Origin of the sequence: Bradyrhizobium guangzhouense (genome assembly GCF_004114955.1) — a bacterium.
Classification (GTDB): Bacteria; Pseudomonadota; Alphaproteobacteria; order Rhizobiales; family Xanthobacteraceae; genus Bradyrhizobium; species Bradyrhizobium guangzhouense.
Genome location: NZ_CP030053.1, coordinates 1,372,775 through 1,397,243 on the forward strand (window position 1 = coordinate 1,372,775; position 24,469 = coordinate 1,397,243).

25 protein-coding genes are annotated in these 24,469 nt (G+C 64.3%); 18 read left to right on the forward strand and 7 right to left on the reverse strand.

The features are described from left to right. Nucleotides 1-12 precede the first annotated feature (12 nt). From XH91_RS06705 to XH91_RS06715, 3 genes are all read left to right on the forward strand, one after another. Nucleotides 13-819, forward strand: coding sequence for an NAD-dependent protein deacetylase (locus XH91_RS06705; protein ID WP_128949846.1), 807 nt, complete (start codon nucleotides 13-15; stop codon nucleotides 817-819). 142 nt (nucleotides 820-961) lie between these two features. Then, entirely contained in the window at nucleotides 962-3,046 is a 2,085-nt protein-coding gene (locus XH91_RS06710) for a hydantoinase/oxoprolinase family protein (RefSeq protein ID WP_128949847.1), read from the forward strand. Nucleotides 3,047-3,048: 2 nt separating this feature from the next. After that, entirely contained in the window at nucleotides 3,049-4,707 is a 1,659-nt protein-coding gene (locus tag XH91_RS06715) for a hydantoinase B/oxoprolinase family protein (RefSeq protein ID WP_128949848.1), read from the forward strand. 57 nt (nucleotides 4,708-4,764) lie between these two features. On the opposite strand, the gene XH91_RS06720 is transcribed toward XH91_RS06715, so the two are convergent. Then, nucleotides 4,765-5,409, reverse strand: a complete 645-nt coding sequence (locus XH91_RS06720) for a glutathione binding-like protein (RefSeq protein ID WP_128949849.1) — start codon at nucleotides 5,407-5,409, stop codon at nucleotides 4,765-4,767. 106 nt (nucleotides 5,410-5,515) lie between these two features. On the opposite strand from XH91_RS06720, the gene XH91_RS06725 reads away from it, so the two are divergent. Continuing rightward, entirely contained in the window at nucleotides 5,516-6,178 is a 663-nt protein-coding gene (locus XH91_RS06725; RefSeq protein WP_128949850.1) for a TetR/AcrR family transcriptional regulator, read from the forward strand. 96 nt (nucleotides 6,179-6,274) lie between these two features. On the opposite strand, the gene XH91_RS06730 is transcribed toward XH91_RS06725, so the two are convergent. Together XH91_RS06730 and XH91_RS06735 are read right to left on the reverse strand one after the other, a co-directional pair. Further along, nucleotides 6,275-8,242 carry a methyl-accepting chemotaxis protein gene (locus XH91_RS06730; protein ID WP_164938256.1) on the reverse strand — a complete coding sequence of 656 codons (1,968 nt, stop codon included), beginning with the start codon at nucleotides 8,240-8,242 and terminating at the stop codon, nucleotides 6,275-6,277. Between the two features lie 292 nt (nucleotides 8,243-8,534). Then, a complete protein-coding gene (locus tag XH91_RS06735) occupies nucleotides 8,535-9,500 on the reverse strand; it encodes a 2-hydroxyacid dehydrogenase (RefSeq protein ID WP_128949851.1) in 966 nt (321 codons plus the stop codon). A 144-nt stretch (nucleotides 9,501-9,644) separates the two neighbouring features. Here XH91_RS06735 and XH91_RS06740 point away from each other — a divergent pair, with 144 nt between their 5' ends. The 4 genes from XH91_RS06740 to XH91_RS06755 all read left to right on the forward strand — a co-directional run bounded on the left by XH91_RS06740 (nucleotide 9,645) and on the right by XH91_RS06755 (nucleotide 12,452). Beyond that, the gene (locus XH91_RS06740; RefSeq protein ID WP_128949852.1) at nucleotides 9,645-10,013 is read left to right on the forward strand and encodes a YciI family protein; all 369 of its coding nucleotides are present in this window, start codon (nucleotides 9,645-9,647) and stop codon (nucleotides 10,011-10,013) included. Next, entirely contained in the window at nucleotides 10,010-11,305 is a 1,296-nt protein-coding gene (locus tag XH91_RS06745) for an RNA polymerase sigma factor (protein ID WP_128949853.1), read from the forward strand. Before XH91_RS06740 ends, XH91_RS06745 begins: the two co-directional genes overlap by 4 nt. Nucleotides 11,306-11,435: 130 nt before the next feature. Continuing rightward, nucleotides 11,436-11,972 carry an SRPBCC family protein gene (locus XH91_RS06750; RefSeq protein ID WP_128949854.1) on the forward strand — a complete coding sequence of 179 codons (537 nt, stop codon included), beginning with the start codon at nucleotides 11,436-11,438 and terminating at the stop codon, nucleotides 11,970-11,972. Nucleotides 11,973-12,032: 60 nt separating this feature from the next. Continuing rightward, nucleotides 12,033-12,452, forward strand: coding sequence for a VOC family protein (locus XH91_RS06755; RefSeq protein ID WP_128949855.1), 420 nt, complete (start codon nucleotides 12,033-12,035; stop codon nucleotides 12,450-12,452). A 68-nt stretch (nucleotides 12,453-12,520) separates the two neighbouring features. Here the strand turns inward: XH91_RS06755 and XH91_RS39980 are convergent, their stop codons facing one another. The 4 genes from XH91_RS39980 to XH91_RS06775 form a co-directional block, all read right to left on the reverse strand. Next, nucleotides 12,521-12,676: a hypothetical protein gene (locus XH91_RS39980; protein ID WP_347338577.1), complete on the reverse strand. Its 156-nt coding sequence runs from the start codon at nucleotides 12,674-12,676 to the stop codon at nucleotides 12,521-12,523. A gap of 682 nt (nucleotides 12,677-13,358) precedes the next feature. Then, nucleotides 13,359-13,796: a hypothetical protein gene (locus tag XH91_RS06765; protein WP_128949857.1), complete on the reverse strand. Its 438-nt coding sequence runs from the start codon at nucleotides 13,794-13,796 to the stop codon at nucleotides 13,359-13,361. 164 nt (nucleotides 13,797-13,960) lie between these two features. Then, nucleotides 13,961-14,749: an SDR family NAD(P)-dependent oxidoreductase gene (locus XH91_RS06770; protein WP_128949858.1), complete on the reverse strand. Its 789-nt coding sequence runs from the start codon at nucleotides 14,747-14,749 to the stop codon at nucleotides 13,961-13,963. 193 nt (nucleotides 14,750-14,942) lie between these two features. Continuing rightward, on the reverse strand, nucleotides 14,943-16,607 hold the full coding sequence (locus XH91_RS06775) for a methyl-accepting chemotaxis protein (RefSeq protein WP_128949859.1): 1,665 nt from the start codon (nucleotides 16,605-16,607) through the stop codon (nucleotides 14,943-14,945). A 423-nt stretch (nucleotides 16,608-17,030) separates the two neighbouring features. On the opposite strand from XH91_RS06775, the gene XH91_RS06780 reads away from it, so the two are divergent. The 10 genes from XH91_RS06780 to tolB all read left to right on the forward strand — a co-directional run bounded on the left by XH91_RS06780 (nucleotide 17,031) and on the right by tolB (nucleotide 24,421). Continuing rightward, nucleotides 17,031-17,435, forward strand: coding sequence for a YciI family protein (locus XH91_RS06780; protein WP_128949860.1), 405 nt, complete (start codon nucleotides 17,031-17,033; stop codon nucleotides 17,433-17,435). 53 nt (nucleotides 17,436-17,488) lie between these two features. Continuing rightward, complete coding sequence (locus tag XH91_RS06785) at nucleotides 17,489-17,851, forward strand: hypothetical protein (RefSeq protein WP_128949861.1); 363 nt, start codon at nucleotides 17,489-17,491, stop codon at nucleotides 17,849-17,851. A 136-nt stretch (nucleotides 17,852-17,987) separates the two neighbouring features. Further along, nucleotides 17,988-18,728, forward strand: coding sequence for a TetR/AcrR family transcriptional regulator (locus XH91_RS06790; RefSeq protein ID WP_128949862.1), 741 nt, complete (start codon nucleotides 17,988-17,990; stop codon nucleotides 18,726-18,728). A 121-nt stretch (nucleotides 18,729-18,849) separates the two neighbouring features. Further along, complete coding sequence (locus tag XH91_RS06795; RefSeq protein ID WP_128949863.1) at nucleotides 18,850-19,344, forward strand: DUF2852 domain-containing protein; 495 nt, start codon at nucleotides 18,850-18,852, stop codon at nucleotides 19,342-19,344. A 154-nt stretch (nucleotides 19,345-19,498) separates the two neighbouring features. After that, on the forward strand, nucleotides 19,499-19,660 hold the full coding sequence (locus tag XH91_RS38725; protein WP_164933608.1) for a hypothetical protein: 162 nt from the start codon (nucleotides 19,499-19,501) through the stop codon (nucleotides 19,658-19,660). 202 nt (nucleotides 19,661-19,862) lie between these two features. After that, complete coding sequence (locus tag XH91_RS06800; RefSeq protein WP_128949864.1) at nucleotides 19,863-20,396, forward strand: flavodoxin family protein; 534 nt, start codon at nucleotides 19,863-19,865, stop codon at nucleotides 20,394-20,396. A gap of 438 nt (nucleotides 20,397-20,834) precedes the next feature. Further along, nucleotides 20,835-21,551, forward strand: coding sequence for a protein TolQ (gene tolQ, locus XH91_RS06805; RefSeq protein WP_027532430.1), 717 nt, complete (start codon nucleotides 20,835-20,837; stop codon nucleotides 21,549-21,551). A gap of 43 nt (nucleotides 21,552-21,594) precedes the next feature. Continuing rightward, nucleotides 21,595-22,047, forward strand: coding sequence for a protein TolR (tolR, locus tag XH91_RS06810; protein WP_128949865.1), 453 nt, complete (start codon nucleotides 21,595-21,597; stop codon nucleotides 22,045-22,047). A 4-nt stretch (nucleotides 22,048-22,051) separates the two neighbouring features. After that, nucleotides 22,052-23,017 carry a protein TolA gene (locus tag XH91_RS06815; protein ID WP_128949866.1) on the forward strand — a complete coding sequence of 322 codons (966 nt, stop codon included), beginning with the start codon at nucleotides 22,052-22,054 and terminating at the stop codon, nucleotides 23,015-23,017. A gap of 42 nt (nucleotides 23,018-23,059) precedes the next feature. Further along, nucleotides 23,060-24,421, forward strand: a complete 1,362-nt coding sequence (gene tolB / locus XH91_RS06820; protein ID WP_128954751.1) for a Tol-Pal system beta propeller repeat protein TolB — start codon at nucleotides 23,060-23,062, stop codon at nucleotides 24,419-24,421. Nucleotides 24,422-24,469: the final 48 nt, after the last annotated feature.

Consider the following 24,469-nt stretch of genomic DNA (forward strand, 5'->3'; position numbering starts at 1 on the left):
TACATCTGCGGCATGACAAACCGACCCCTCCAGGATTTCGTCGGCCGGCACGAAAATCTATTCGTGTTGACCGGTGCCGGCTGCAGCACCAATTCGGGCATCCCTGATTATCGCGACAGCCATGGCAACTGGAAGCGGACCCAGCCGGTCAACTTCCAGGCCTTCATGTCGGAAGAGCGCACACGCCAGCGCTACTGGGCGCGCAGCCTGATCGGCTGGCGGCGGTTCGGCCAGGCGAGGCCGAACGATGCGCATCATGCGCTGGCCCGGCTCGAGGCCAGTGGGCGCTGCGAGATGCTGTTGACGCAGAATGTCGACCGGCTGCATCAATCCGCCGGCCACCGGCAGGTGATCGATTTGCACGGCCGGCTCGATCTGGTCCGCTGCATGGGCTGCGGGGCCAAGATGCCCCGCAATGAATTCCAGAATGCGCTGGGCTGCGCCAACGCGGAATGGCTGGCGCTCGACGCTGCCGACGCGCCCGACGGCGACGCCGATCTGGAGCACGCGGATTTCTCGTCATTCAAGGTGCCGGCTTGCGAGGCCTGCGGCGGCATCCTCAAGCCCGACGTAGTGTTCTTCGGCGAGAACGTTCCCCGCGACGTTGTCGCCACCGCGCAGGACCATCTGGCGCAGGCCGATGCGATGCTGGTCGTCGGCTCGTCGCTGATGGTCTATTCCGGCTTCCGCTTTGTGAAGGCGGCCGCAGAGCTGCAGATACCGATCGCCGCGGTCAATCTCGGGCGTACCCGCGCCGACGATCTTCTGACGCTCAAGGTCGAGGAGCGCTGCGAGGCGGCGCTGGCATTCCTGCTCTGATGTGGTGCCGGGCGAACAATTCTTGCCTATTGCGGAGGTGCCGAGCAGAATAGCCGGGTACAACATTTTCGTTGTGCTCGATGGCACGGAAATTGCTGCATCTTCGCCCTCAGTTCTTGACGATCAGCCGGAGAGTTTTGGAATGCTTGAAGGAGCCGAAGTGCGGCTTGCCGTGGATATCGGTGGCACGTTCACCGATATCGTGCTGGACGTGGGCGAGGTGCGCAAGACGCGCAAGGTGCTGACCACGCCGCAACGTCCGGAGCAGGCGGTGCTGGACGGCATACGACTCATCCTCGCCGACGCACGCGCGCATATCAGCGACATCGACGTCTTCATTCACGGCACGACGCTCGCGACCAATGCCATCATCGAGCGGCGTGGCGCCAAAACGGCCCTGATCGCGACGGAGGGCTTTCGCGACGTGCTCGATATCGGCACCGAGAGCCGTTACGACCAGTACGATCTCAGCATCGACAAGCCGAAGCCGCTCGCGCCGCGCAGCCTGCGTTTCACCGTGCCCGAGCGCATCGATGCGCATGGTGCCGTCCGTCTCCCGCTGGACGAAGCTGCCGTCCGCGCACTCGCGCCGAAACTGCAAGCGCTGAATGTCGAAAGCGTTGCGGTCGCGTTCCTGCACTCCTATGCCAACCCCGATCATGAGCGCCGCGCAGCCGCGATCGTCGCCGAGGAGATGCCGGGCATTTCGGTGACGGTGTCATCGGCCGTGTGTCCGGAAATTCGCGAATATGAGCGAACGTCAACGGCCGTCGCCAACGCCTATGTGCAGCCGCTCATCGACGGCTATCTCGCCCGCATGGCCGATGCTTTGCAGGTCGAGCAATTCCGCGGCGCCATCTATCTCGTCACGTCGGGCGGCGGCGTGACCTCGATTGAGACGGCGCGACGCTTCCCGGTGCGCCTCGTCGAATCCGGTCCTGCCGGCGGCGCGATCTTCGCGGCGCAGATCGCAGCAAGACTTGGCGAAAGCAAGGTGCTGTCCTTCGACATGGGCGGCACCACGGCAAAAATCTGCTTGATCGAGCAGTATCAGCCCGAGACCTCGCGCGTGTTCGAGGTCGATCGTGCTGCGCGCTTCCTGAAAGGCTCAGGCCTGCCGGTGCGCATCCCCGTCATCGAGATGGTCGAGATCGGCGCCGGTGGCGGCTCGATCGCCCATGTCGACGCCATGAAGCGCGTGACCGTCGGCCCGGAGAGTGCGTCTTCCGAGCCGGGCCCCGCCTGCTACGGCCGTGGCGGACAGCGTCCTGCGGTGACGGATGCGGACGTTGCACTCGGCATGATCGATCCGGATGCCTTTGCGGGCGGCACGATCAAGCTCGATCCGGAGCTTTCCAAGCAGGCCCTGCTGAGCAGCGTCGGTACGCCGCTCGGCCTGTCGGCGGAAACCGCGGCCTATGCCGTGCACGAGGTGGTCTGCGAGAACATGGCGAGCGCGGCACGCGTGCATGCGGTCGAACGCGGGGAAATCGTCGGCCAGCACACGCTGATCGCCTTCGGCGGCGCTGCCCCGCTGCATGCGGCGCGCGTTGCCGAGAAGATCGGCGTCTCCCGGGTGATCGTGCCGTCGAATGCCGGCGTCGGTTCTGCGGTCGGATTCCTCGCCGCGCCAATCGCTTATGAGCTCGTGCGCAGCCGTCATGTCCGCCTCGACGATTTCGACACCGAGGCCGTCTCTGATCTGTTGCGGGAAATGGTGACTGAAGCCCGTGCGCTGGTCGAGCCCGGCGCTGCCGGTGCGGCGGTGCGCGAGCGCCGCGCAGCGTTCATGCGTTATGTCGGCCAGGGCCACGAGATCACCGTCGAATTGCCGAACCGGCCGCTGACGTCCGCGGATCTTGTTGGCCTGCGCCGGAAATTCGAGGCGGACTATTCCGCGATGTTTGAGCGCCCGATTCCGGGCGCGGCGATCGAGGTGCTGAGCTGGTCGGTGCTCGCGACCACGGAGGCGCGCAATCCGCCCACCGTTGCGGCCGTCACGCGCAAGCCCGCGGGCAAGGCGTCAGGCAGCCGCAAATTCTTCGACGGCCGCGCCGGCGAGGTGATCGAGATCCCGCTCTATCGCCGCGAGGACATGGCGCCAGGCGCGACCATTGCAGGTCCCGCCGTGATTGCGGAGGACGAGACCTCCACCTTCGTCTCCACGAGTTTTGATGCCCATATCGACGGTGCCGGCAGCATCGTCATGGAACGGAAGGCGGCCTGATCATGAGCAAGGCAAACGGCGCGAGCCTGATCGACCTCCAGATCATGTGGCACCGGCTGATCGCCGTGGTCGAGGAGCAGGCGCAGGTGCTGCTGCGCACCGCATTCAGCCCTATCGTGCGCGAATGCGGCGATCTCTCCGCCGGCGTGTTCGACCTCAAGGGGCGGATGCTGGCGCAGGCGGTCACCGGCACGCCCGGTCACGTCAACTCGATGGCGGAATCGGTCAAGCACTTCATCGATCATTTCCCGCTCAAGACGATGAAGCAGGGCGATGCCTACATCACCAACGATCCCTGGATGGGCACCGGCCACCTCAACGACTTCGTCGTCACCACGCCCTGCTTCAAGGACGGCAAGATCGTCGCGCTGTTCTCCTGCACCAGCCATCTCATGGATATCGGCGGCATCGGCTTCGGTCCTGATGCCACCGACGTGTTCATGGAGGGGCTCTACATCCCGATGCTGAAGCTGATCGACCAGGGCGTCGTCAACGAGACGCTGATGGCGATGATCCGCACCAACACGCGGCTGCCGATCGATACGGAAGGCGACACCTATTCGCTCGCCGGCTGCAACGATGTCGGCTGCGAGCGGCTGGTCGAGATGATGACCGAGTTCGGCATCGACACGCTCGACGCGCTCGGCGACTACATTTGCGACCGCTCGCGCGAGGCCGTGCTGGCCGAGATCGCAAAGCTGCCGAAGGGCAGCTGGCGCAATACCATGGTGGTTGACGGCTATGATGCGCCCGTCACGCTCGCGGCTACCCTGACGATTTCGGATGCGGGCATCCACGTCGATTTCGACGGCACGTCGGCGGCCTCGAAGTTCGGCATCAACGTGCCCTTGTCCTACACCACGGCCTACACCGTGTTCGGCCTTGGTTGCGTCGTCGCCTCGCAGATTCCGAACAATGCCGGCTCGCTCTCGCCACTGACGGTGTCGGCGCCTGCGGGGGCGATCCTCAATGCGCCGAAGCCGGCGCCGGTCGCCTCGCGCCACATCATCGGCCAGATGCTGCCCGACGTCGTGTTCGGCTGCCTGCGCCAGATCATTCCCGAGCGCGTGCCCGCCGAAGGCACTTCGTGCCTGTGGAATCTCAACGTGCGCGGACAGACGCGTTCCGGCGTTGGCGGCAATTACGGGTTCTCGATGGCCGTGACGTCCAACGGCGGCACCGGCGCGCGCTTTGCGAAGGATGGGCTGTCGGCGACCGCCTATCCCAGCGGCGTGCGCGGCACGCCGGTCGAGATCGCGGAGACGCAGACGCCGCTGATCTTCTGGCGCAAGGAGCTGCGCCCGGATTCCGGCGGGGCAGGGCGCACCCGCGGCGGCCTCGGCCAGATCATCGAGGTCGGCAGCGGCGTCGATGCTCCCTTCGATATCCTGGCGGCGTTCGACCGCATCGATCATCCGCCGCGCGGCCGCGACGGTGGCAAGAACGGCGAGGCCGGCTATGTCGGCCTCAAGTCCGGCACGAAGCTGCGCGGCAAGGGTTTCCAGCAGGTGCCGCCGGACGACCGGCTGGTGGTGCACACGCCCGGCGGGGCCGGAATCGGTGCGCCCACCGAACGCGACCGCGCCGCGGTCAAGGACGATGTGGAGAGCGGGCTGGTGTCGTCGGACAACGCGGCCGCGGTGTACGGCTACGCAGGGTGAGCCGCTGAAAGAGTTCGTCCCAGCCTCACCGGCCGGGACGATGCCTCTGGTCTGACGTTACGCCGCCACCTTCCTTCGCGCCTGCTCGGCCTTGTACAGTTCGAACTCCTCCGCAACCGCCCTGGCGAACGACGGCCGGTGGCGCAGGCGCTCGTAATAGGCCTTCACGTTCGGCCATTTCGCGAGCTCGATCGGCGGCGTTGCCATGGTCCAGTTGATCACAGTGGCGAGATAAGCGTCCGCCACGCTGAAATGGTCGAGCAGGAACTCGCGGCCTTTCAGGTAATTGTCGAGATAGTCGAGCCGCGACAGGTTCTTCTCAAGCGCGTAGGCCTTGGTCTCCTGCGGCGCCTTGCGGTCGAGCACAGGGATGAACAGACCCTTGTGCAGCTCGGTGCCGATGAAGCAGAGCCATTGGTGCAGCCGCGTGCGCTCGATGCCTTGCGTGGCGCCGAGCCCGGATTGCGGAAAGCGGTCCGCGACATATTGCAGGATCGCTGCGTTCTCGGTCAGCACCACGCCCTCGTCGGTGCGTAGCGTCGGCACCAGGCCGATTGGGTTCACCGCGCGGAAATCGGAACCGTCCTTCAGCACCGTCTTGGTCGGGGAATCGACTTCGAGATAGTTCGCATCGGCGCCGGCTTCATAGAGCGCAACGCGCGTCGCCATGGAGCAGGCGAGTGGCGAGAAATAAAGATCCATCATGGGCCTCCTTGGGCAAGTCCTCTCGTGAGTGTCGCTCAACCTGGCCAGATTGATTTTTGTACCATCTTGCATAATATGGAGCAGGTCAAGGATTAATTGCGAAATGGTACAAAAATCGAAGCCGCCAACTGCTGCCAACAAGCCCGAGCGCCGCGACGAGCCGAAACGACGCGGCCGGCCGCGTGCCTATGAGCCCGAAATTGCGCTCGGCAAGGCGCTCGATCTGTTCCGCAAGCAGGGCTTTGCCGCGACCTCGCTCGACGATCTCAGCGAAGCCACCGGCATGAACCGGCCGAGCCTTTATGGCGCCTTCGGCGACAAGCGCGAGCTCTACATCAAGAGCTACCAGCGCTACCGCGAGGACGCCCGTGCGTCGATGGTCGAGATCTTTCGCCAGGAGATGCCGGTGCGCCAGCGGCTGGAGCGGATCTATGCCGCCGCGCTGAACATCTATCTCTCGGGCGAGACCGGCCCGCGCGGCTGCTTCACCGTGGTGACGGCAGCCTCCGAAGCGGTCAGCGATCCCGAGATACGCGCCATGGTGATCGAGGGACTCACCGAGCTCGACAAGGCTTTTGCAAACTGCTTCCGCCGCGCCAAGGAGAAGGGCGAACTGCCTGAGAGTGCCGATCCCGCTGCACTGGCGCAGCTCGCCTCAGCTACCATTCACACCATCGCCATCCGCTCCCGCGCGCGCGTGCCGCGCAAGGAGCTGGAAGCGATCGTCAAGGGCGCGATCGACGTGATGGTGGGCGGTAAGGGGTAAGCAGTCGTCGCGGCACCAGGGAGCGTGGCGCGATCTATCTCCCCAACGTCGTCCTGGCGAAGGCCAGGACGACGATGCCGCGCGATCTCGCCCAGCCTACGCCGCGCGAATCTGCTGGAGGAAGCGATCCACTTCATCGCGCAGGCGCTGCGACTGCTTCGACAGCTCGATCGCCGAGACCAGCACTTCTTCCGCGGCCGTGCCGGTCGCCGCGATGCCGTCGGTGACGCCGGCAATGTTTTGCGAGACCTCGCCGGTGCGGGCGGCGGCCTGCTGGACGTTCTGCGCGATCTCCTGCGTCGCCGTGCCCTGCTGGCCGACCGCGGCGGCGATCGCGGCCGAGATTTCGTCGACCTGCTGAATCGTGGCGCAGATCGACTGGATGCCTTCGACCGCACCCGATGTCTCGCCCTGGACGGCTGTCACCTGTGCGCCGATTTCCTCCGTCGCCTTCGCGGTCTGGGTCGCGAGCGCCTTGACCTCGGAGGCGACAACCGCAAAGCCGCGGCCGGCTTCGCCGGCGCGCGCCGCCTCGATCGTCGCATTCAGCGCCAAGAGATTGGTCTGTCCGGCAATGCCATTGATGAAAGAGACGACGTCGCCGATCTTCTGCGCGGCATCCGCGAGGCTCTGGACGCGCGCATTCGACGCCTGTCCGTCGCTCGCGGCCTTGCCCACCACCTCGGTCGCATGCGCGAGCCGCCGGCTGATCTCGGTCATCGACGAGGACAATTCTTCCGCCGCAGCCGCCACCGTCTGCACGTTCTCCGAGGCGAGCGCCGAAGCCGACGACACCGTGCGGGTCTGCTGCCGCGACTGTTCGACGATGGCGGACATCGAGCGTGCCGTGTGCTCCATCTCGACGGCCGCGGAGGAGACTGTGGTGACGACGTCGCGGATGCTGGCCTCGAAATTGTCGGCGAGCGCGGCGAAGGCGCGCCGTTTCTCCGCCTCCGATTGCGCTTTGGCCTCGAGCTGCCCAGCCTGGAGCTTGCTGAAATTGACGGCATTGTCGCGGAACACCGCGACCGCCTTCACCATCGCGCCGACTTCGTCGTTGGATTTGCTTTCGGGAATGGCAACGTCGAGATGGCCATCGGCGAGCTCGCGCATCACCGATGTGATCGACAGAATCGGACGCGAGATTCCGCGGGCGATGAGATAGCCGACGATGGCGGCGAGGATCAGCCCGAGGGCGGCGATGCCGATTGCGAGCATCCAGGCACGGTCGGCCGAGGACACGTAATCGGCGTTGTCCATCACCAGCTCGACGGCGCCGAGCGGTTTTCCGGAGAAGTCCTTGATCGGCCCGAGCAGCGCAGCGACCGGCCGGGTGTCGAGTTTCGACTGCCGTACCGTAAAATCGCCACCGGTGGCGCGACCGTAATCGGCGGCATCGAAGAAGCTCTGGCCCTTCAGCGTGCCGCCGAACAGCTTGAAGCCCGTGCCATCGGCGAGATGGAAGGCAATGTCGACGTGGCGGTTGGCCTTGAAATCGTCGAGGAAGGACTGGCCGAAGGTCAGGCCGAATTCCACCGAGCCGAGATGCTTGCCCGCTTGCGCGATCGGCACCACGCCGCGGATGCCGAGCCCGGCGACGCCGCCTTCGAGTCCGACAATGACCTTGCGCTCCTGATTGGCGTCGAGGACGGTCTTGCGGAAGCTCGAGAGGTCGTCGCCGAACTTCGCCGGCTGGTGCACGCGCAGGAAGGACGTCGCGGGAGGCGTATGGAACTGGAACTGCTCGACGCCGTACTCGGACTTGGTCGCCGCGAACACCGGTCCGAACAGGCGCATCAAGGCGTCGCGATCCTGCTTGGCCATCGCCTCCTGCGTCGCCGGCATCGCGGCCACGACCGTGCTCATGGCGGCGGCGCGGTGGGACTCTTCGGAGATGCGCGACAGCAGCGCATCATAATGGCTGCGCAACTCGCGCTGGTCGGCGCGGTCGATGATGCCCGCGATGATCCACATGGCGCCGAGCACGGCAATCAGCGCGGTCGCCGCCGCCGTCAGCGCCAGCGCCACCGTGATCCGCATCCTGAGGCCAAGGCTCGCTCGCATGTCCAACTCGTTCGTTGCGCATCGATTAACAATGCCTATCAACTTCTCGCTAAAAGAGGGTGAACAGATACCGGCGGAACGAGAATTATGCGGGGGCGGCGAGAGACGGACGGTGGGGACTAAAAAACTCGTCGTCGTCCCGGCGAAGGCCGGAACCCATAGCCACCCAGCGCGATTTGGCGAAGATGGGCCATGACCATCTCGGACCATAAATCCGTCTGCGGAGTATGGGTCCCGGCCTTCGCCGGGACGACACTGAAAGACGGGGCGCCCGTGTTCGCGAAATCCCGAGCTAATACCCTCTCCGCCGATCCACCACGTTCTCCAGCGCGCCGCCTGCCTCGAACCGCGCGATCTGCTCGGCGACGTAGGCCGAGATCGCGTCCGCGTCGGTGTCGGCGGCGTTGTGCGGGGTCAGCACCACCTTGGGATGGGTCCAGAACCGGCTGTCCGCGGGCTGCGGTTCCTGCACGAAAACGTCGAGCGAGGCGGCGCCCAGCGTGCCGTCGTCGAGACAGGCCAGGATGTCGGCTTCGTTCTGCAAGGCCCCGCGGCCGGCATTGATCAGCACCGGCGCGCCGAGCGGGCTGGTGTGGTTGAGCTTGGTGAAGACCTCGCGGTTGAGAATGCCGTTTGTATCAGGCGTCAGCGGCAGCAGAGACACCAGGATGTCGGTCTTGCGCAGGAACGCATCCATGCCTGCGGTGCCGTGAAAACACTCGACGCCCGTAATGCTGCGCGGGCTGCGGCTCCAGCCGGCGACGCGGAAGCCGAGCCGCCGCAGCACGTCGGCCGCATCGGCGCCGAGCGTGCCGAGGCCCATGACGCCGACCGTGACCGCGCTCGCCGGCCACTGGTATTTCGGCTCCCAGCGCTTCGCACGCTGCGAGTCGCGCAAGTAAAGCTCCTGGCGGTGGTGCATCAGCACGTGCAGCACGACATATTCGGTCATGCGGTTGGTGAGGTCGGGCACCGCGACGCGCACCAGCGGCACGTTGGGCACGCTGTTGTCGGCCATCAGTGCGTCGACGCCGGCGCCGAGATTGAAGATCGCGCGCAGATTGGGGAAGGAGCCGAGGTCGCCCGGCACCGGCTTCCACACCGCGGCGTAATGCACCTCGGCCGGATCGAGGGAGGCATTCGGCAACAGCACCACGCGGCGGCCGTCGCAGACCGCATCGAACCGGGCCTTCCAGCGCTCCGGCAGCCAGTTCTGCTGTGTGCTGTTGATCAGGACGGCCAGTGTGCCCACGGTCATTCGAAGTGCCTCTTTTGGTTCCGCTTTTTCAGGCCCTCCTTGGCACGATCCGGCGGATTTTTCCCGCAAATTTTTTCCGCAGCCCTGTCGGGGCGAGGCATAGTGGATCGTCTTCAAAACAAGCGTTCCCGGAAGGTGCTGCCCATGCTTTATGCGATCCTTTGCTATCATGACGAGGACTTCGTCGGCTCCTGGAGCAAGGACCAGGACGAGGCCGTGATGAAAAAGCTCGCCGTGGTGCAGGACAAGCTCACGAGCCAAGGCCGTCTCGGCCCGGTGGCTCGGCTGCTGCCGACCACCGCGGCGGCGACGCTGCGCAAGGAAGACCCCCCGCTGGTGCTCGACGGCCCCTATGCCGAGACCAAGGAGCAGCTGCTCGGCTTCTATATCGTCGACTGCAAGAATCTCGACGAGGCGCTCGACGTCGCGCGCGACCTCGGCGCGGCCAATCCCGGCGGCGCCTATGAGGTGCGTCCTGTCGGCGTGTTCAGGCCCGGAGGAATTTCGGCGTGAACGAGGCCGACACCGGCTGGATCGAGACCGCGCTGACCTCGGCGCGCCCCCAGGCGGTCGGCGCGCTGCTGCGCTATTTCCGCGATCTCGACACGGCCGAGGAAGCCTTCCAGAACGCGTCCCTGCGCGCGCTCAAGAACTGGCGGGAGAATGGACCGCCGCGCGACGCCGCGGCCTGGCTGATCATGGTCGGCCGCAACGTCGCCATCGACGAGGTTCGCCGCAACCGCAAGCAGCAGCCGCTGCCGGAGGACGACCAGGCGATCTCCGATCTCGACGACGCCGAAGGCGCGCTGGCCGAGCGTCTCGACGGTTCGCACTATCGCGACGACATTTTGCGGCTGATGTTCATCTGCTGCCATCCGCAATTGCCGGCGACGCAGCAGATCGCGCTGGCGCTGCGTATCGTCTCCGGTCTCACGGTCAAGCAGATCGCGCGCGCCTTCCTGGTTTCGGAAGCGGCGATGGAGCAGCGCATCACCCGCGCCAAGGCCAGGGTCGCGGACGCCGGCACGCCGTTCGAGACGCCCGGCGCGGTCGAGCGCTCGGAGCGGCTCGCCGGCGTCGCCGCGATGATCTATCTGATCTTCAACGAAGGCTATTCTGCGAGCGGCGATACCGCGGAGATCCGCAAGCCGCTCTGCGAGGAGGCGATCCGGCTGGCGCGACTGTTGTTGCGCCTGTTCCCGAGTGAACCCGAGATCATGGGGCTGACCGCACTGATCCTGTTGCAGCACGCCCGCAGTGCCGCGCGCTTTGCCGAAGATGGATCGCTGATCCTGCTGGAAGACCAGAACCGCGCGGTGTGGAACGGCACCATGATCGCCGAAGGCCTTGCCTTGATCGACAAGGCGATGCGCCACCGCCGCAGCGGACCTTACCAGATCCAGGCTGCGATCGCCGCGCTGCATGCGCGCGCGGCAGCACCTGACGAGACCGACTGGGCCCAGATCGACCTGCTCTATGGTGCGCTCGAGATCGTGCAGCCTTCGCCGGTGGTGACGCTCAACCGGGCGGTCGCGGTGGCCAAGGTGCGCGGGCCCCAGGCCGCGCTCGATCTGATCGAGCCGCTGGCGCCCAAGCTTGCCAATTACTTCCATTTCTACGGCGTGCGCGGCGCCTTCTTGATGCAGCTCGGCCGCAACGACGAAGCACGAATCGCCTTTGATCGCGCCATCGCGCTCGCCAACACCTCCGCCGAAGCCGCCCACATCCGCATGCACATCGATCGTCTGATCCGGGATAGCCAGCCGAAGAATGGCAGCACCCGGCAGGAGGCGAAGGCGAAATAGGTCCGTCTGCTTCCGGACGGTTACGCCCCGCCATGACGTGGGGTGGGGCGTGCGCCAAAAAAAATGTTTCGCCAATTGTCGGCCCGCGTCGCTCCCCCTTCGTCTTAATCTCGTATCAGGGGAGCCATTCATGCTGAAAGCTGTTGCCATTATCGCTGTCGTACTCGTGGTCGGGATCGCGGGCACCGTCGTCTTCGCCCTTACAAAGCCCGATACGTTCCGAGTCGAGCGTTCGCTCGCGCTGAAGGCGCCGGCCGACGCGATCTATCCGATGGTCGCCGATTTTCACTTCTGGACCAGCTGGTCACCTTATGAAAACCGGGATCCCGCCATGAAGCGCACCTATGGCGGAACCGCCGCAGGCAAGGGCGCCACCTATGCCTGGGACGGCAACAGCAATGTCGGCGCGGGCCATATGGAGATCCTCGAGGCGAACACGCCGTCGAAGCTCCGCATCAAGCTCGATTTCGAGCGGCCCTTCGAGGGGCACAATACCGCCGAGTTCACTTTTGTGCCGCAAGGCGATGCTACGCTGGTCACATGGGCGATGTATGGTCCGGCGCCCTTCATGTCCAAGCTGATGCAGGTCTTCGTCAACATGGACACCATGATCGGCAAGGACTTTGAGGTCGGCCTCGCCAGCCTCAAGAAGCTCACCGAGAAGTAACCCCGGCTGCCGTCCAAGACCGGCCAGGAAACGGTCGGGGAAGTGGAGAGGAGAGAAACGATGCTCAGTTCTTATTTGTTCTATCAGGACACCTGCGAAGCGGCCTTCAACTATTACGCCAAGGTCCTCGGCGGCAAGATCGATGCCATGATGCGCCTTTCGGAAGCGCCGGCATCGGATATGCCGCCTGGCCCGCCCGGCCGCGAGAAGACGATCATGCATGCACGGATGACGTTGCCCGGCGGTGGCGTGCTGATGGCCTCCGACACGCCGGCGGAGCACTTTCACAAACCGCAGGGCTTTTCGATCTCGCTCACCGTCATGGATCCCGCTGAGGGCGAGCGCAAATTCAACGCGCTCGCCGACGGCGGGACGGTCACGATGCCCTACAGCAAGACGTTCTGGGCCAAGGGCTTCGGCATGTGCGTCGACAAGTTCGGCATCCCCTGGATGGTAAATTGCCCGGCCGAGGGAATGTGATCGTGTCGTTCCGCTGATACACCGCGCTGCGCCTTCCTCTCTTGATTACAGAGAGAGGAGGGCGCATGTCAGCGGATCGATCCGGTCGTCTCTTCGTTCGGCGGCCGTGCCATGCAGCTGCGGCAGATCACGAGCTTCGAGCCGAGCTGCCTGTCGTTCTCGGCCTCGATCTCGTCCTGCACGGCCCACCATGCGTCGGAATAGGGACGCAACGTGGCCAGCACCCTTTGTCTCTCGAGATTGGGATCGGTTTCCGGCGCTGCGCGACCGGCAACGCGACGCTTTGCGACGTCGGGACGATTTGGATCCTGACCCAGCCCGTCCCATGCGATTGATCGCCGCTCCGCCGCCGGAGCGGCCGCGCATCCCGCGAGCACTGCGCAAAAACTAAGCAAGACGAAGATGTGTCGCATCATGTCGGACTTTCGGTGCTCCGCGCGACAGGCCAAAGCTGCGCAGGACGTTCTGCATCGCGCCGTCAAATGGAACCCAAAAGAAATGACACCGTCGGAGAGCTGAATCTGAAAGAGGCTGAATCTGAAATCTTGATTCGCACAACATTGCGAGAGCAGTGAGGCCGCTTCGTGAAATGAAGCGGATCGCAATGCACAACAACTGGCGCAATATTAGGCTGTGCACGTCGCGCGAGAATCCGCTAATAATTCCTTCATAAAATAAAAACCCAGGGTGGACGTAACTCGGAAGGGAGCGACCGATGGCGGCGGCGCTGCAAATCAACTTTGCACTGTGGGGAATGCTCATTTGCGCGAGCCTCGAGCTGGCGCAAACGATTGAAAGATTCTTCTAGGCATCACATTGGTCAGTTCGCGAGCGATGCCGCGAACGAAAATGGCCTGTGCGACGACAATCTCGCGGTAGCGACGATGCGCGCCCGATGGTCGCTCCTTACCGGCAGCGCGGATAGATTGCTGCGAGGTCGCGCCCCTTGAGCAAGAGCAAACGAGAGGTGAGGCCGCCGCGGCGGCTGATCCAGTCACGCACCGGGCCCGGATAGGCTTCGAGCACGGCTTCGGATGCTTCCGGTTCGGCGTAGAAGCGTCCGCGCCGGTCGACCGAACGCGCGGCATGGAAACCGAGCACGGCGCGCCTGGTGACGCAAATGCGCTCGCCCGGCACGATGCTGAGCACCAGCGTGCAGGCGGACAGGCAGGGTCCGTCGATCACGACACGCTCGCCGCTCGCGCGCACCTTCTCGAACAGATCAAGGAACGGTCCGACCTGCCCGCCTGGGCTCTGGATGATGCGGATCTCGGCGGCTGCAGGTGCGGCGGCGAGCAGTGCGGATGCGAGCATCAGGGCACTGAAGAAAGTGACGCGTCGCATGAAGCACTCCACGAATTCGGTAACGTAGGGTGGGTTAGCCCTGCAGATGCGCGAAGCGCATCGGCAGGGCGTAACCCACCATCTTTCACATCGCGCGAGAAGAGGTGGGTTACGCCCCGCGGCCGCGCTTTGCGCAGCCGCGACGCTAACCCACCCTACAAAGCCTACCCGTTCCGTCGTTGCCCTCGCAACGTCGGCAGCCCGATGCCCGCCGCATCGAAGCCGCCATCGACGGCCAAAATTTGGCCGGTGATGTAGCTCGCGCGATCCGAGCACAGGAAGTAGATCGCCTCCGCCAGTTCCTCCTCCAGGCCATAGCGGTTGAGCGGGATGGCGTCGTGATAATCCGCACGGATTTCCTGGGTGTGAACCTGCTTTGCCATGGCGGTGTCGACCGGCCCTGGCGCGACCGCGTTGACGCGGATGCTGAGCGAGGCGAGCTCGACCGCGAGCTGTTTTGTCAGGTGCGCGAGCCCCGCCTTGCTGGTGCCGTAGGCCGAGCGCAAGGTCGAGGCACGAACGGCCGAGATCGAAGTGATGTTGACGATGGCGCCGCCGTCGGCCTCGCGCATCAGCGGCACCGCCGCCCTGGTGCAGAGGAACGGTCCGGTGAGATTGACCTCAAGCACGCGGCGCCAGTCGGCCTCAGACGTCTCCATCAGCGGTGCGAACACTGCAATGCCGGCATTGTTGACCAGCGCATCGAGCCGGCCGAAGCGCTGCGCGAGCGCCGTCATCGCGGCGTCGACCGCAGTGGCGTCCGAGACATCGCAGGTGAGCGCCAGCGTATCGTCGCCCCTGCCGATGCCGGCGACGGCCTTGGCGAGCAGCTCGCCCTCGATGTCGAGCAGCCCCACGCGCCAACCCTCGGCCAGGAATTTTCGGGCGGTCGCAAGCCCGATGCCGCGCGCGGCTCCGGTGACGAGGGCGACTTTCTGCGGAGAGGTGGGCATGGGTTGTTCAGTCCTGTGGAGAAGAAAGGCGCGCCTGAGCGCGCGCTCGTTCTACCTCGCTTTGGTCCAGGGGAGGAAGGGCCGGTGATCGCACAAGATGTGCACGATGCTGCGGCATTGACCGTGAGCTCTCTCTCCCGCTTACGGGCGAGGCTGAGCCCGCGGATGCCGTGCAGTCTACTTCGGAGAGCCCCTACGACAGCTCCGCCGATGCCCGCTGCATGTTGGCCGACATGTCCGCGGTCACCGCGCTCTGCTCCTCGACCGCGGCGGCGGTGGTGGCGATGAACTCGTTGACGCCGGCGATCGCGGCCTTGATCGCGGTGAGCGAGCTTGCGACGTCGCCCGAGATGGTGTTCAGCGCGTCGATTTCGGAGGTGATGGTGTCGGTGGCCTGCTTGGCCTGGTTGGCGAGGTTCTTCACCTCGGAGGCGACCACCGCGAAGCCCCGTCCGGCTTCGCCCGCGCGTGCCGATTCGATCGTGGCGTTGAGCGCCAGCAGATTGATCTGGCTGGTGATGCCGGCGATCATCTCGACGATCCCGCTCATGGCCTGCGCGGCCGCGTTCAGCCGCTGCGCCTGGCCGTCGGCGGCTTCGACCCTGGAGGCCGCGACCTTGGAGTTCTCGCGCGACTTCGCCATGGTCTCGGAAATCTCGCGGATCGATGCGCTCATCTCTTCACTGCCGGCCGCGACCGCCTCGATCAGTCCGCGCGCATTGTCGGCTTTCTTGCGGCCGATGACCTGCGCTGTGACGTCGGTGGCGTATTTCACCACCTTGTAGGGTTTGCCGTTGAGATCGAAGATCGGATTGTAGGACGCCTGGATCCAGATCTCGCGCCCGCCCTTGGCGATGCGTTTGTATTCGGCGGCCTGGAATTCGCCGCGGCCAAGCGTTTCCCAGAACTGGCGGTAGGCCGGCGAGCTCTTCTCGTTCGGCTCGACGAACATGGAGTGGTGCTGGCCCTTGATCTCGGCCAGCGAATAGCCCGTCGCCTTCAGGAAATTCTGGTTCGCGGTGCGGATCGTGCCGTCCATGTTGAACTCGATCACCGCCTGCGATTTCTGGATCGCGGCGAGTTGGCCGTCATTGTCGGCCGCCTTCATCTTCTGCGCGGTGACGTCGGTTGCGAACTTGACCACCTTGAACGGCTTGCCGGTCTCGTCGAGGATCGGATTGTAGCTGGCGAGAATCCAGATCTCGCGGCCGCCCTTGGCGATCCGCTTGAATTCGGCGGCCTCGAACTCGCCGCGGTTCAGCTTGGCCCAGAGCGCGCCATAGGCCGCGCCGGCGCGGTCCTCCGGCGTCACGAACATGCTGTGGTGCTTGCCCTTGATCTCGTCGAGCGTATAGCCCATCGCACCGAGGAAATTCTCGTTGGCGGTGATGATGGTGCCATCCATCTGGAACTCGATGACGGCCTGGGCGCGGTTGATCGCGGCGATCTTGCCGGCATCCTCCATGGTCCTGATCTTGGAGGCCGTGATGTCGGTGGCGAATTTGATGAATGAGACCACCTTGCCGTTCTCGTCGCGCAGCGGCGCGTAGGAGGCGTGGACCCAGACTTCCTTGCCGTTCTTGCCGAACCGCTTGTACTGCGTGGTCTGGAACTCACCGCGGTTGAGGCTGGCCCAAAAATCACGATAGCGGGCGCTCTCGCGCTCGGTCGGGCTGACGAAGATGCTGTGGTGCTTGCCTTTGATTTCGGCGAGCGAATAGCCGCTCATCTTCAGCAGGTTTTCGTTGGCATCGAGAATGGTACCGTCGAGACCGAACTCGATCACCGCCTGCGACCGATCGAGCGCCTCGACCTCTGCGACCGCGTGCCTGACCTTCTTGCTTTGAAAATTGAACACTTTGCCCCGCAACGTTCCCAACGCGTTTCGGCAGGATTGCCATACCGTTTGTCCTGTTCCGAAAAGTTGCATGCGCTCATTGAGCAACTGTAAACATTTGCAGCGAGCCTCATCGGTTCCGGAATTGGGCGTGCTCCGGCCATGTCACTCAGCGCGCATACGTTCCCGATTCATATGCACGGCGGAGTTCATTGGCCGGCACGTATTTGTACGGAGCTTCATGCGCATTATTTTTCGGAGCGTGCTGCCGCAGTGCGCTCCTGACGGCATTGCCGGCGCGGCCGCACGAACGCCTCCTCCATGTACGGCATTGGCTCCGGGTCACGACGTCCGAAATAATTTTCTCGGCCGTGTCGGCCTCGTAGGAGGCCGTTCGTCTTAGAAGTAAGCGCGGACAGAACGCCCGCTTTCGTGAGGAACCGCATGCGATTCATGATGCTGATGATTCCGCTCGGCTACGAGACCGCGCCGGCGGATGTGCAACTCGATCCCGAACGCGTCGCCGCGATGATGCGCTACAACGAGGCGCTGAAGGATGCCGGCGTGCTGATCACGCTGGACGGGCTGCATCCGCCGTCGATGGGCGCGCGCGTCTCGTTTACGACCGGCGTGCCTGTCGTAACCGACGGCCCCTTCACCGAAGCCAAGGAAGTGCTGGGCGGTTATTGGATGATCGAGGTCGGCTCGCGCGAGGAGGCGATTGCCTGGGCGAAGAGGTGCCCGGCTTCCGCCAACGAAATCATCGAGATTCGCCAGGTGCAGGAAATGTCCGACTTTCCCCCCGACGTCCAGGCCGCCGCTGCCGGCTTCGAAAATCTGAAGAACTAGCCGTCCCGAAAGACTTCGCGGCTTCGTCAATCCGTCAGCAAGGGAGCAAACCGATGAGCAATGATACCTATCTCGCCGTCTTCCTCGGCAGCAAGAACAGTCCGAAAATGGCTGCGTGGAATGCGATGTCCGACGCCGAGCGCAAGGCGAGGGAGATGGAGGGCATTGCGGCCTGGAAGGGCTGGGTCGAGAAGCACCAAGGCGCGATCCAGGCGATGGGTGGTCCGCTCGGCAAGACCAAGAAGGTCGACGGCAAGGGTGTCGCCGACATCGCCAACGAGATGGGTGCGTTCACTGTGGTTCGCGCCGCCTCGCACGAGGCGGCCGCAAAAATGTTCGAGAACCACCCGCATTTCGCGATCTTCCCCGGCGAGCGTGTCGAGATCATGCCGGTGCTGCCGATTCCGGGCGGCTAGGCCCCATCGTCATTCCGGGGCGGTCCGCAGGACCGAACCCGGAATCTCGAGCTTCCGGTTCGATGCTGGCGCATCGCCCGGAATGAAGGAGAGGGCCTAGTGACCTTCACGCTTAGCTCATGTAAAGATCGTTCACATGAGCTGGCGCAAGGAGCAGCGCCGCGCCGAGCGCGGCTATCACCACGGCAATCTGAAGGAAGCACTTCTGCAGGCCGCCCTCGGGCTGATCGCCGAGAAGGGTGCGGCCGGTTTCACCTTCGCCGATGCCGCGCGCATGGCCGGCGTCAGCGCCGCCGCGCCTTACCGGCATTTTCGCGACCGCGACGAACTGTTGTCCTCGATCGCCCAGCGCGGTTTTGAGCAGTTCGAATCCCGCCTGACCGATGCCTGGGACGACGGGCGTCCCGACACCGTCACCGCGTTCGAGCGCGTCGGCCGGGCCTATCTCGCCTTCGCCCGCGAGGAGCCGGCCTTCTACAACGCCATGTTCGAATCCGGCCTGCCGGTTGATGCCAATGCCGCGCTTCAGGCCGCGAGCGAGCGCGCTTTCAACGTCATTCGCGCGGCTGCCGAGCGTCTCGCAGCGCTCGCCCCGCCCGGCACGCCGCGACCGCCGGCGATGATGATGGCGCTGCACATCTGGTCGATGGCCCATGGCGTCGCCTCGCTGTTCTCGCGCGGTGATGCCGCGCGCCGAAAACTGCCGATGTCGCCGGACGAACTGCTCGAGGCCGAGGTGCTGATCTATCTGCGCGGCCTCGGCTTCCCGACCGACCGCCGGTCCCAGGCGAAGAGCGCCGAGCCGCCGCCGGTGCCGCCGGAGGCATCCTCCGGTTCTGGGGTGCCGCCGGGCGGGCCCTGGGGCAAACCGAAATAAAGTTGCGCGAATAATCACGCGGGCGTGTCGGGCGGCCAGCTTGACAAAATCGCGGGATGGTCTAGCTATGTAAATGTTATTTACATTCACAACGGCGCTGATGCCGTGATGGAGAAGGGAAATGGCCTACACCGCTGATGTCAATCGCTGGCGCGGCCCCTCGGACCAACACCAACAGTACGAGCGGCCCCACATGCTCGATACGCCCTGGCATCCTGGCTGGATTGCCGTGACCATTCTCGGCTTCATCATCTGGTGGCCGATTGGACTCGCCCTTCTCTTTTTCACACTCGGGAGCAGAAGAATGTCGTGCTGGAGCAACTCTGATCGCTGGCAGAACAAGATGGAGCGGATGCAGTACAAGATGGACCGCATGCGCGACCGCATGGAGCGCCGTGGCTTCGGCGGCTTTGGCTTCGGCCCGCCGTCCTCCGGCAACCGCGCCTTCGACGAGTACCGCAGTGAAACGCTGCGCCGCCTCGAGGAAGAGCAGGTCGAGTTCAAGAACTTCCTCGACCGTCTGCGCCACGCCAAGGACAAGGAAGAGTTCGACCAGTTCATGGCCCAGCACAAGACGCGTCCGACCCCGCCGCCGACCGACCAGCCGCAGGGTTGATCCCGACACCTCTCAAAGCCTTCAGGCGCATGCCCCCAAAGTCCTGATGGCCCCGAGCCGCCCGCTTGCGCACCGCGCAGGCGGGCGGTTTGGTTTTCACCTCGCTCCGCGAGCGGGGAGCGAACCGGCGACCGGTTCGCCGACACCAATGCCCATGGACCTCACCACTCGCGTGCTGCTTGGCGCGACCGCGCTCGCTGTGCTGGGCTATATCAGCTTCGTCTATGGCAGTTGCATGGGCGATCCCGACTGCCATGTCCGCACCTGCGGCCGCCACTTGTGCGGTGTCGTCTACGACCATCGCCCGGCGCTCTAAATGAAAATGACCAACTGCCCCGAGCCGCTCCCCGGCGGCGTGACGGGCGGATCTGATCATCCCGCAGCTTTCAATCGCGGGAGACGAAGCTTCAGGTTCTTTCGCGCAAGTGACCCACTCGATTGCCACTTGTTGAGGAGGATCAAACCGCCCTCACCACAATCGAGATGTAGTCCCTCGTGCACGAGGGAGGAGCGCGTCAATGGCGGATGCAAGGATTCTCGTGGTCTACTATTCTCGGACCGGAACCACACGCAAGGTTGCCAAATCACTCGCGGCTGCCTTGCGCTGCGACAGCGAAGAAGTCGTCGAGACAAGCAGCCGGAGCGGGATGTTCGGCTATCTGAGGTCCGTGATTGATGCGCGGCGGCAGGTTCCATCGCGCATCGCTGCGGGAGCGAGAGATCCATCGCTCTACGATCTCATCGTGATCGGGACTCCGGTCTGGGCTTGGTCACTATCTTCGCCCGTCCGGACCTACCTGTCGGCAAACAAGCCAAGACTCCCTGCCGTGGCGTTCTTTTGTACGCTCGGCGGGGCCGGCAGCGATCGGGCCTTCGGCCAGATGCAGGAGGTCGTCGGCAAGCGTCCCGTCGGCTGTCTCTCCATCACGGCCCGCGACGTGGCGTCCGAGGCATATGCGCCGCAGCTCGCAACCTTCGTTGAATCATTGCAACGGACGCTCGCGGAAGATGGCGGCACAGCGACGAGCGCGGCCCTCGTCGGGTCCAGTTAGATCTCCAAATCGAGTTCCGGTCCCGGCCGGCCGGGCCTTGGAGCACGATGCCATGCACAGGGGGCCGCGGGATCGCTGCAATCGCACCCGCGCCAGCGGCGGAATTGCTGGCGGGCGATGCCCCGGCCCATCCCCCTGCGCCGCCTGTCTTTTCCCCGGCCAAATTGATCCCCGGTAACCCGGCATTAACCATCGCCGGGCTCTGGTAATTATGGACAATCGCGCCCGGAGCTGTCGTCGAGGCCCATAGTTTTGACATCTTGGCAGGGAATGCAGGCGGCGGCTTGAACGAGCCCCTGCACCCCAGAAAGACAAGGCTTTGAGCGGGCTTGCCGGCCGCGCCGGTGTTAGCGCGGCCATCGGGGGAACCGGCCGCCATAGCGGGCCGGGACATAGGTAACGATCGCCAAAAACGGTCGTCTTGAGAGGATATTTCTGATGAATCCGGCCGACGTGGCTCAGTCTGCCCTTCCGGTTGCCGCCTCCGCAGACGTGTCGCTGATCGCGCTGTTCTGGCAGGCTCACTGGATCGTGAAATGCGTCATGCTCGGCCTGTTGTCCTGCTCGGTCTGGGTCTGGGCCATCGCGATCGACAAGATCTTCCTCTATGCCCGTACCCGCCGCTCGATGGACCGGTTTGAGCAGGCGTTCTGGTCCGGAGAGTCGATCGAGGAGCTTTATCGCACGCTTTCGGCCAAGCCGACCCATTCCATGGCGGCCTGTTTCGTCGCGGCGATGCGTGAGTGGAAACGCTCGTTCGAGAGCCATGCCCGCTCGGTCGCGGGGCTCCAGATGCGCATCGACAAGGTCATGAACGTCTCGATCGCCCGCGAGGTCGAGCGGCTGGAACGCCGCCTGCTGGTGCTCGCGACCGTGGGCTCCGCCGGCCCCTTCGTCGGCCTGTTCGGCACGGTCTGGGGCATCATGTCGAGCTTCCAGTCGATCGCGGCGTCGAAAAATACCTCTCTGGCGGTGGTGGCGCCCGGCATCGCGGAGGCGCTGTTTGCGACCGCGGTCGGCCTTATTGCCGCAATTCCTGCCACTATTTTCTACAATAAGTTCACCTCCGAGGTGAACCGGCAGGCCCAGCGGCTCGAGGGCTTCGCTGATGAATTTTCAGCCATCCTGTCCCGCCAGATCGACGAGCGGGGCTGACGGGCGGCATGTATAGTGTGAAGGCGAGATTGGGCATCAAGCCATGGGCATGAACGTAGCCAGTTCGTCCGGAGGCGGCGGGCGCCGCAGCCGGCGCAAGCCGGTCATGGCCGAGATCAACGTCACGCCGATGGTCGACGTGATGCTGGTGTTGCTCATCATCTTCATGGTGTCGGCGCCGCTGCTCACCGTGGGCGTGCCGCTCGACCTGCCGCAGACCCAGGCCAAGAGCCTCGATCAAACCGACCAGAAGCCGATCCAGATGTCGGTCGACATCAATGGCAAGGTGTTCATCGCCGACGCAGAGATCGCGATCAACGAGCTGATCCCGAAGCTGAAGGCAATCACGGACGCGCGCGGCGGGCTCGAGGAGCGCATTTATCTCCGCGCCGACAAGAAGGCGGATTACGGCACGGTCGCCAAGGTGATGGGGCTGCTGTCGGGCGCGGGATTCAAGAAGCTGGCGCTCGTCACGGAAGCGGATCAGGGGTCCTAGGCCAGTGAAGGTGAAGGTCGACAAGACACTCGTTGCGTCGATTGCCCTCCACGTCCTCGTGCTGGGCTGGGGCCTGCTCACCTTTAGCAGCAAGGCCTATATCGCGCCGGAGGAGTCGCTTCCGGTCGACATCATCTCGACCGATCAGCTCGCGCAGATGATGTCCGGGCAGAAGACCGGCGACAAGAAGGAGCCGAAGCCCAAGGTCGAGAAGATCGCAGAGGCCAAGCCCGAGGAAGATTCCGTCGGCAAGGTCACCGAGAAGAAAGAGCTGATCAAGACCAATTCGACCCCCGACACGCCGCCGCCGCCGAAGCCTGTCGAAAAGCCGGTCGAGAAGAAGCCCGAGCCGCCCAAGCCGGTCGCGGAGACCAAGCCGAAGGAAGAGCCGAAGCCGCAGGAGAAGAAGCCTGACCCGGCCAAGGAAGATCCGATCGCAGAGCTCCAGAAGAAACTCGATACCAAGAAGCCGCCGCCGAAGCCGGTCGAGCAGAAAGTCGCGGCGGTCCAGCCGCAGCAGCAGCCGAAGCCCAAGGAGCGCACCTTCGATCCCGCGCAGATTGCCCGAGACCTCGACAAGCGGGCTGCGACACGGCACGAGCTCACGGGATCGGCGCTGAATGCGTCGGCGTCGTTGGGGTCCACATCAGGAACCGCCGCAAACAACGTCGCGACCTGGCAAGGTGCATTCCAGGGAGCCGTCAAGCGCTGCTTCACGCCGACCTATAACGGACAGGACGCCAACCTGTACGAAGCCGACATCGACATTCCCATGAGGATCGACGGATCGCTGGCGTCCGAGCCCGTCATCGTTGCAGTGCGCGGACCGTCGCGGTCGATCGCACAGGCCGTGGCGGAGAGCGCCAAGCGGGCCATCGTGCAGTGTCAGGTCTATTCGTTCCTGCCGAAGCAGCAATACGACAGCTGGAAGGTCATTCCGATGACTTTCGGCCTGAAAGACATGTTGTGACATCCGAACAAAAGAATTTTTGCAATGAATGACGTTCGATCGATGAACCGCCGCCGCTTCATGACCTTGACCGGGACGACGCTCGCGTTAGCCGGGGGCGGACAGCTCTTCGCCCAGCAGGCGCAGGCGCAGGGGCAGGGCCGCATTCGCATCGATCCTACCGAATTCCGCCCGATCCCGATCGCGATCACCAATTTCGTCCCGGGCTCGCCGGCCGACGGCGATGTCAGCAACGGCGTCACGCAGGTCATCACCAACAATCTGAACCGCTCGGGCCTGTTTGCGCCGATCGACCAGGCCGCCTTCATCGAGCGCATCAGCAACATCGACGTCGCGCCCAATTTCCAGAACTGGAAGACGCTCAACGCGCAGGCCCTCGTCACCGGCCGCATGACGCGGCAGCAGGACGGCCGGCTCAAGGCCGAATTCCGCCTCTGGGACGTGGTCACCGGCCAGCAGCTCGCCGGCCAGCAATATTTCACCTCGCCGGAATATTGGCGCCGGATCGCCCACATCATCTCCGACCAGATCTACACCCAGATGACCGGCGAAAAAGGCTATTTCGACAGTCGCGTCGTGTTCGTCGACGAGTCCGGGCCGAAGGAGCGCCGTGTCAAGCGGCTCGCCATGATGGACCAGGACGGCGCCAATGTGCGCTACCTGACGCGCGGCTCAGACCTCGTGCTGACGCCGCGGTTTTCGCCGAACTCGCAAGAGATCACCTATATGGAGTTCGGGCAGGGTGATCCGAAGGTCTATCTCTTCAACATCGAGACCGGCCAGCGCGAGATCGTCGGCAATTTCCCCGGCATGACCTTTGCGCCACGCTTCTCGCCGGATGGCCAGCGCGTCATCATGAGCCTGCAGCAGGGCGGCAATTCCAACCTGTTCGTGATGGATCTGCGCTCGCGCTCGACCACACGCCTCACCGACACGCCGGCGATCGATACGTCTCCGTCCTACTCGCCGGATGGCACCCGCATCTGTTTCGAGTCCGATCGCGGCGGCCGCTCGCAGATCTACGTGATGGCGGCCGGCGGCGGACAGGCGCAGCGCATCTCCTTCTCCAAGGACGACAACAACGCCACCTATTCGACGCCAGTGTGGTCGCCGCGCGGCGACTACATCGCGTTCACCAGACAGGGCGGCGGGCAGTTCTCGATCGGCGTCATGAAGCCTGATGGCTCCGGCGAACGACTGCTGACGTCAGGCTTTCACAATGAAGGCCCGACCTTCTCGCCGAACGGCCGCGTGCTGATGTGGTTCCGCGATCCCGGCGGCAATTCCGGACCATCGTTGTTCTCCGTCGATATTTCCGGTCGCAACGAGTTGAAAGTGCCGACGCCGGGCTTCGCCTCCGATCCGGCATGGTCCCCGCTGCTGTCCGCGACCGCGGGCCAATAGCTCGATCGCGCGTTTCGCCACGCGCGATCTTTTCGAAAAAAAAACGCG

Coding starts and splice junctions, on each gene's coding strand:
- XH91_RS06705 (WP_128949846.1), top strand. CDS start 13: ATGACAAACCGACCCCTCCAGGATTTCGTCGGCCGGCACGAAAATCTA.
- XH91_RS06710 (WP_128949847.1), top strand. CDS start 962: ATGCTTGAAGGAGCCGAAGTGCGGCTTGCCGTGGATATCGGTGGCACG.
- XH91_RS06715 (WP_128949848.1), top strand. CDS start 3,049: ATGAGCAAGGCAAACGGCGCGAGCCTGATCGACCTCCAGATCATGTGG.
- XH91_RS06720 (WP_128949849.1), bottom strand. CDS start 5,409: ATGGATCTTTATTTCTCGCCACTCGCCTGCTCCATGGCGACGCGCGTT.
- XH91_RS06725 (WP_128949850.1), top strand. CDS start 5,516: ATGGTACAAAAATCGAAGCCGCCAACTGCTGCCAACAAGCCCGAGCGC.
- XH91_RS06730 (WP_164938256.1), bottom strand. CDS start 8,242: ATGCGAGCGAGCCTTGGCCTCAGGATGCGGATCACGGTGGCGCTGGCG.
- XH91_RS06735 (WP_128949851.1), bottom strand. CDS start 9,500: ATGACCGTGGGCACACTGGCCGTCCTGATCAACAGCACACAGCAGAAC.
- XH91_RS06740 (WP_128949852.1), top strand. CDS start 9,645: ATGCTTTATGCGATCCTTTGCTATCATGACGAGGACTTCGTCGGCTCC.
- XH91_RS06750 (WP_128949854.1), top strand. CDS start 11,436: ATGCTGAAAGCTGTTGCCATTATCGCTGTCGTACTCGTGGTCGGGATC.
- XH91_RS06755 (WP_128949855.1), top strand. CDS start 12,033: ATGCTCAGTTCTTATTTGTTCTATCAGGACACCTGCGAAGCGGCCTTC.
- XH91_RS06765 (WP_128949857.1), bottom strand. CDS start 13,796: ATGCGACGCGTCACTTTCTTCAGTGCCCTGATGCTCGCATCCGCACTG.
- XH91_RS06770 (WP_128949858.1), bottom strand. CDS start 14,749: ATGCCCACCTCTCCGCAGAAAGTCGCCCTCGTCACCGGAGCCGCGCGC.
- XH91_RS06780 (WP_128949860.1), top strand. CDS start 17,031: ATGCGATTCATGATGCTGATGATTCCGCTCGGCTACGAGACCGCGCCG.
- XH91_RS06785 (WP_128949861.1), top strand. CDS start 17,489: ATGAGCAATGATACCTATCTCGCCGTCTTCCTCGGCAGCAAGAACAGT.
- XH91_RS06790 (WP_128949862.1), top strand. CDS start 17,988: ATGAGCTGGCGCAAGGAGCAGCGCCGCGCCGAGCGCGGCTATCACCAC.
- XH91_RS06795 (WP_128949863.1), top strand. CDS start 18,850: ATGGCCTACACCGCTGATGTCAATCGCTGGCGCGGCCCCTCGGACCAA.
- XH91_RS38725 (WP_164933608.1), top strand. CDS start 19,499: ATGGACCTCACCACTCGCGTGCTGCTTGGCGCGACCGCGCTCGCTGTG.
- XH91_RS06800 (WP_128949864.1), top strand. CDS start 19,863: ATGGCGGATGCAAGGATTCTCGTGGTCTACTATTCTCGGACCGGAACC.
- tolQ (WP_027532430.1), top strand. CDS start 20,835: ATGAATCCGGCCGACGTGGCTCAGTCTGCCCTTCCGGTTGCCGCCTCC.
- tolR (WP_128949865.1), top strand. CDS start 21,595: ATGGGCATGAACGTAGCCAGTTCGTCCGGAGGCGGCGGGCGCCGCAGC.
- tolB (WP_128954751.1), top strand. CDS start 23,060: ATGAACCGCCGCCGCTTCATGACCTTGACCGGGACGACGCTCGCGTTA.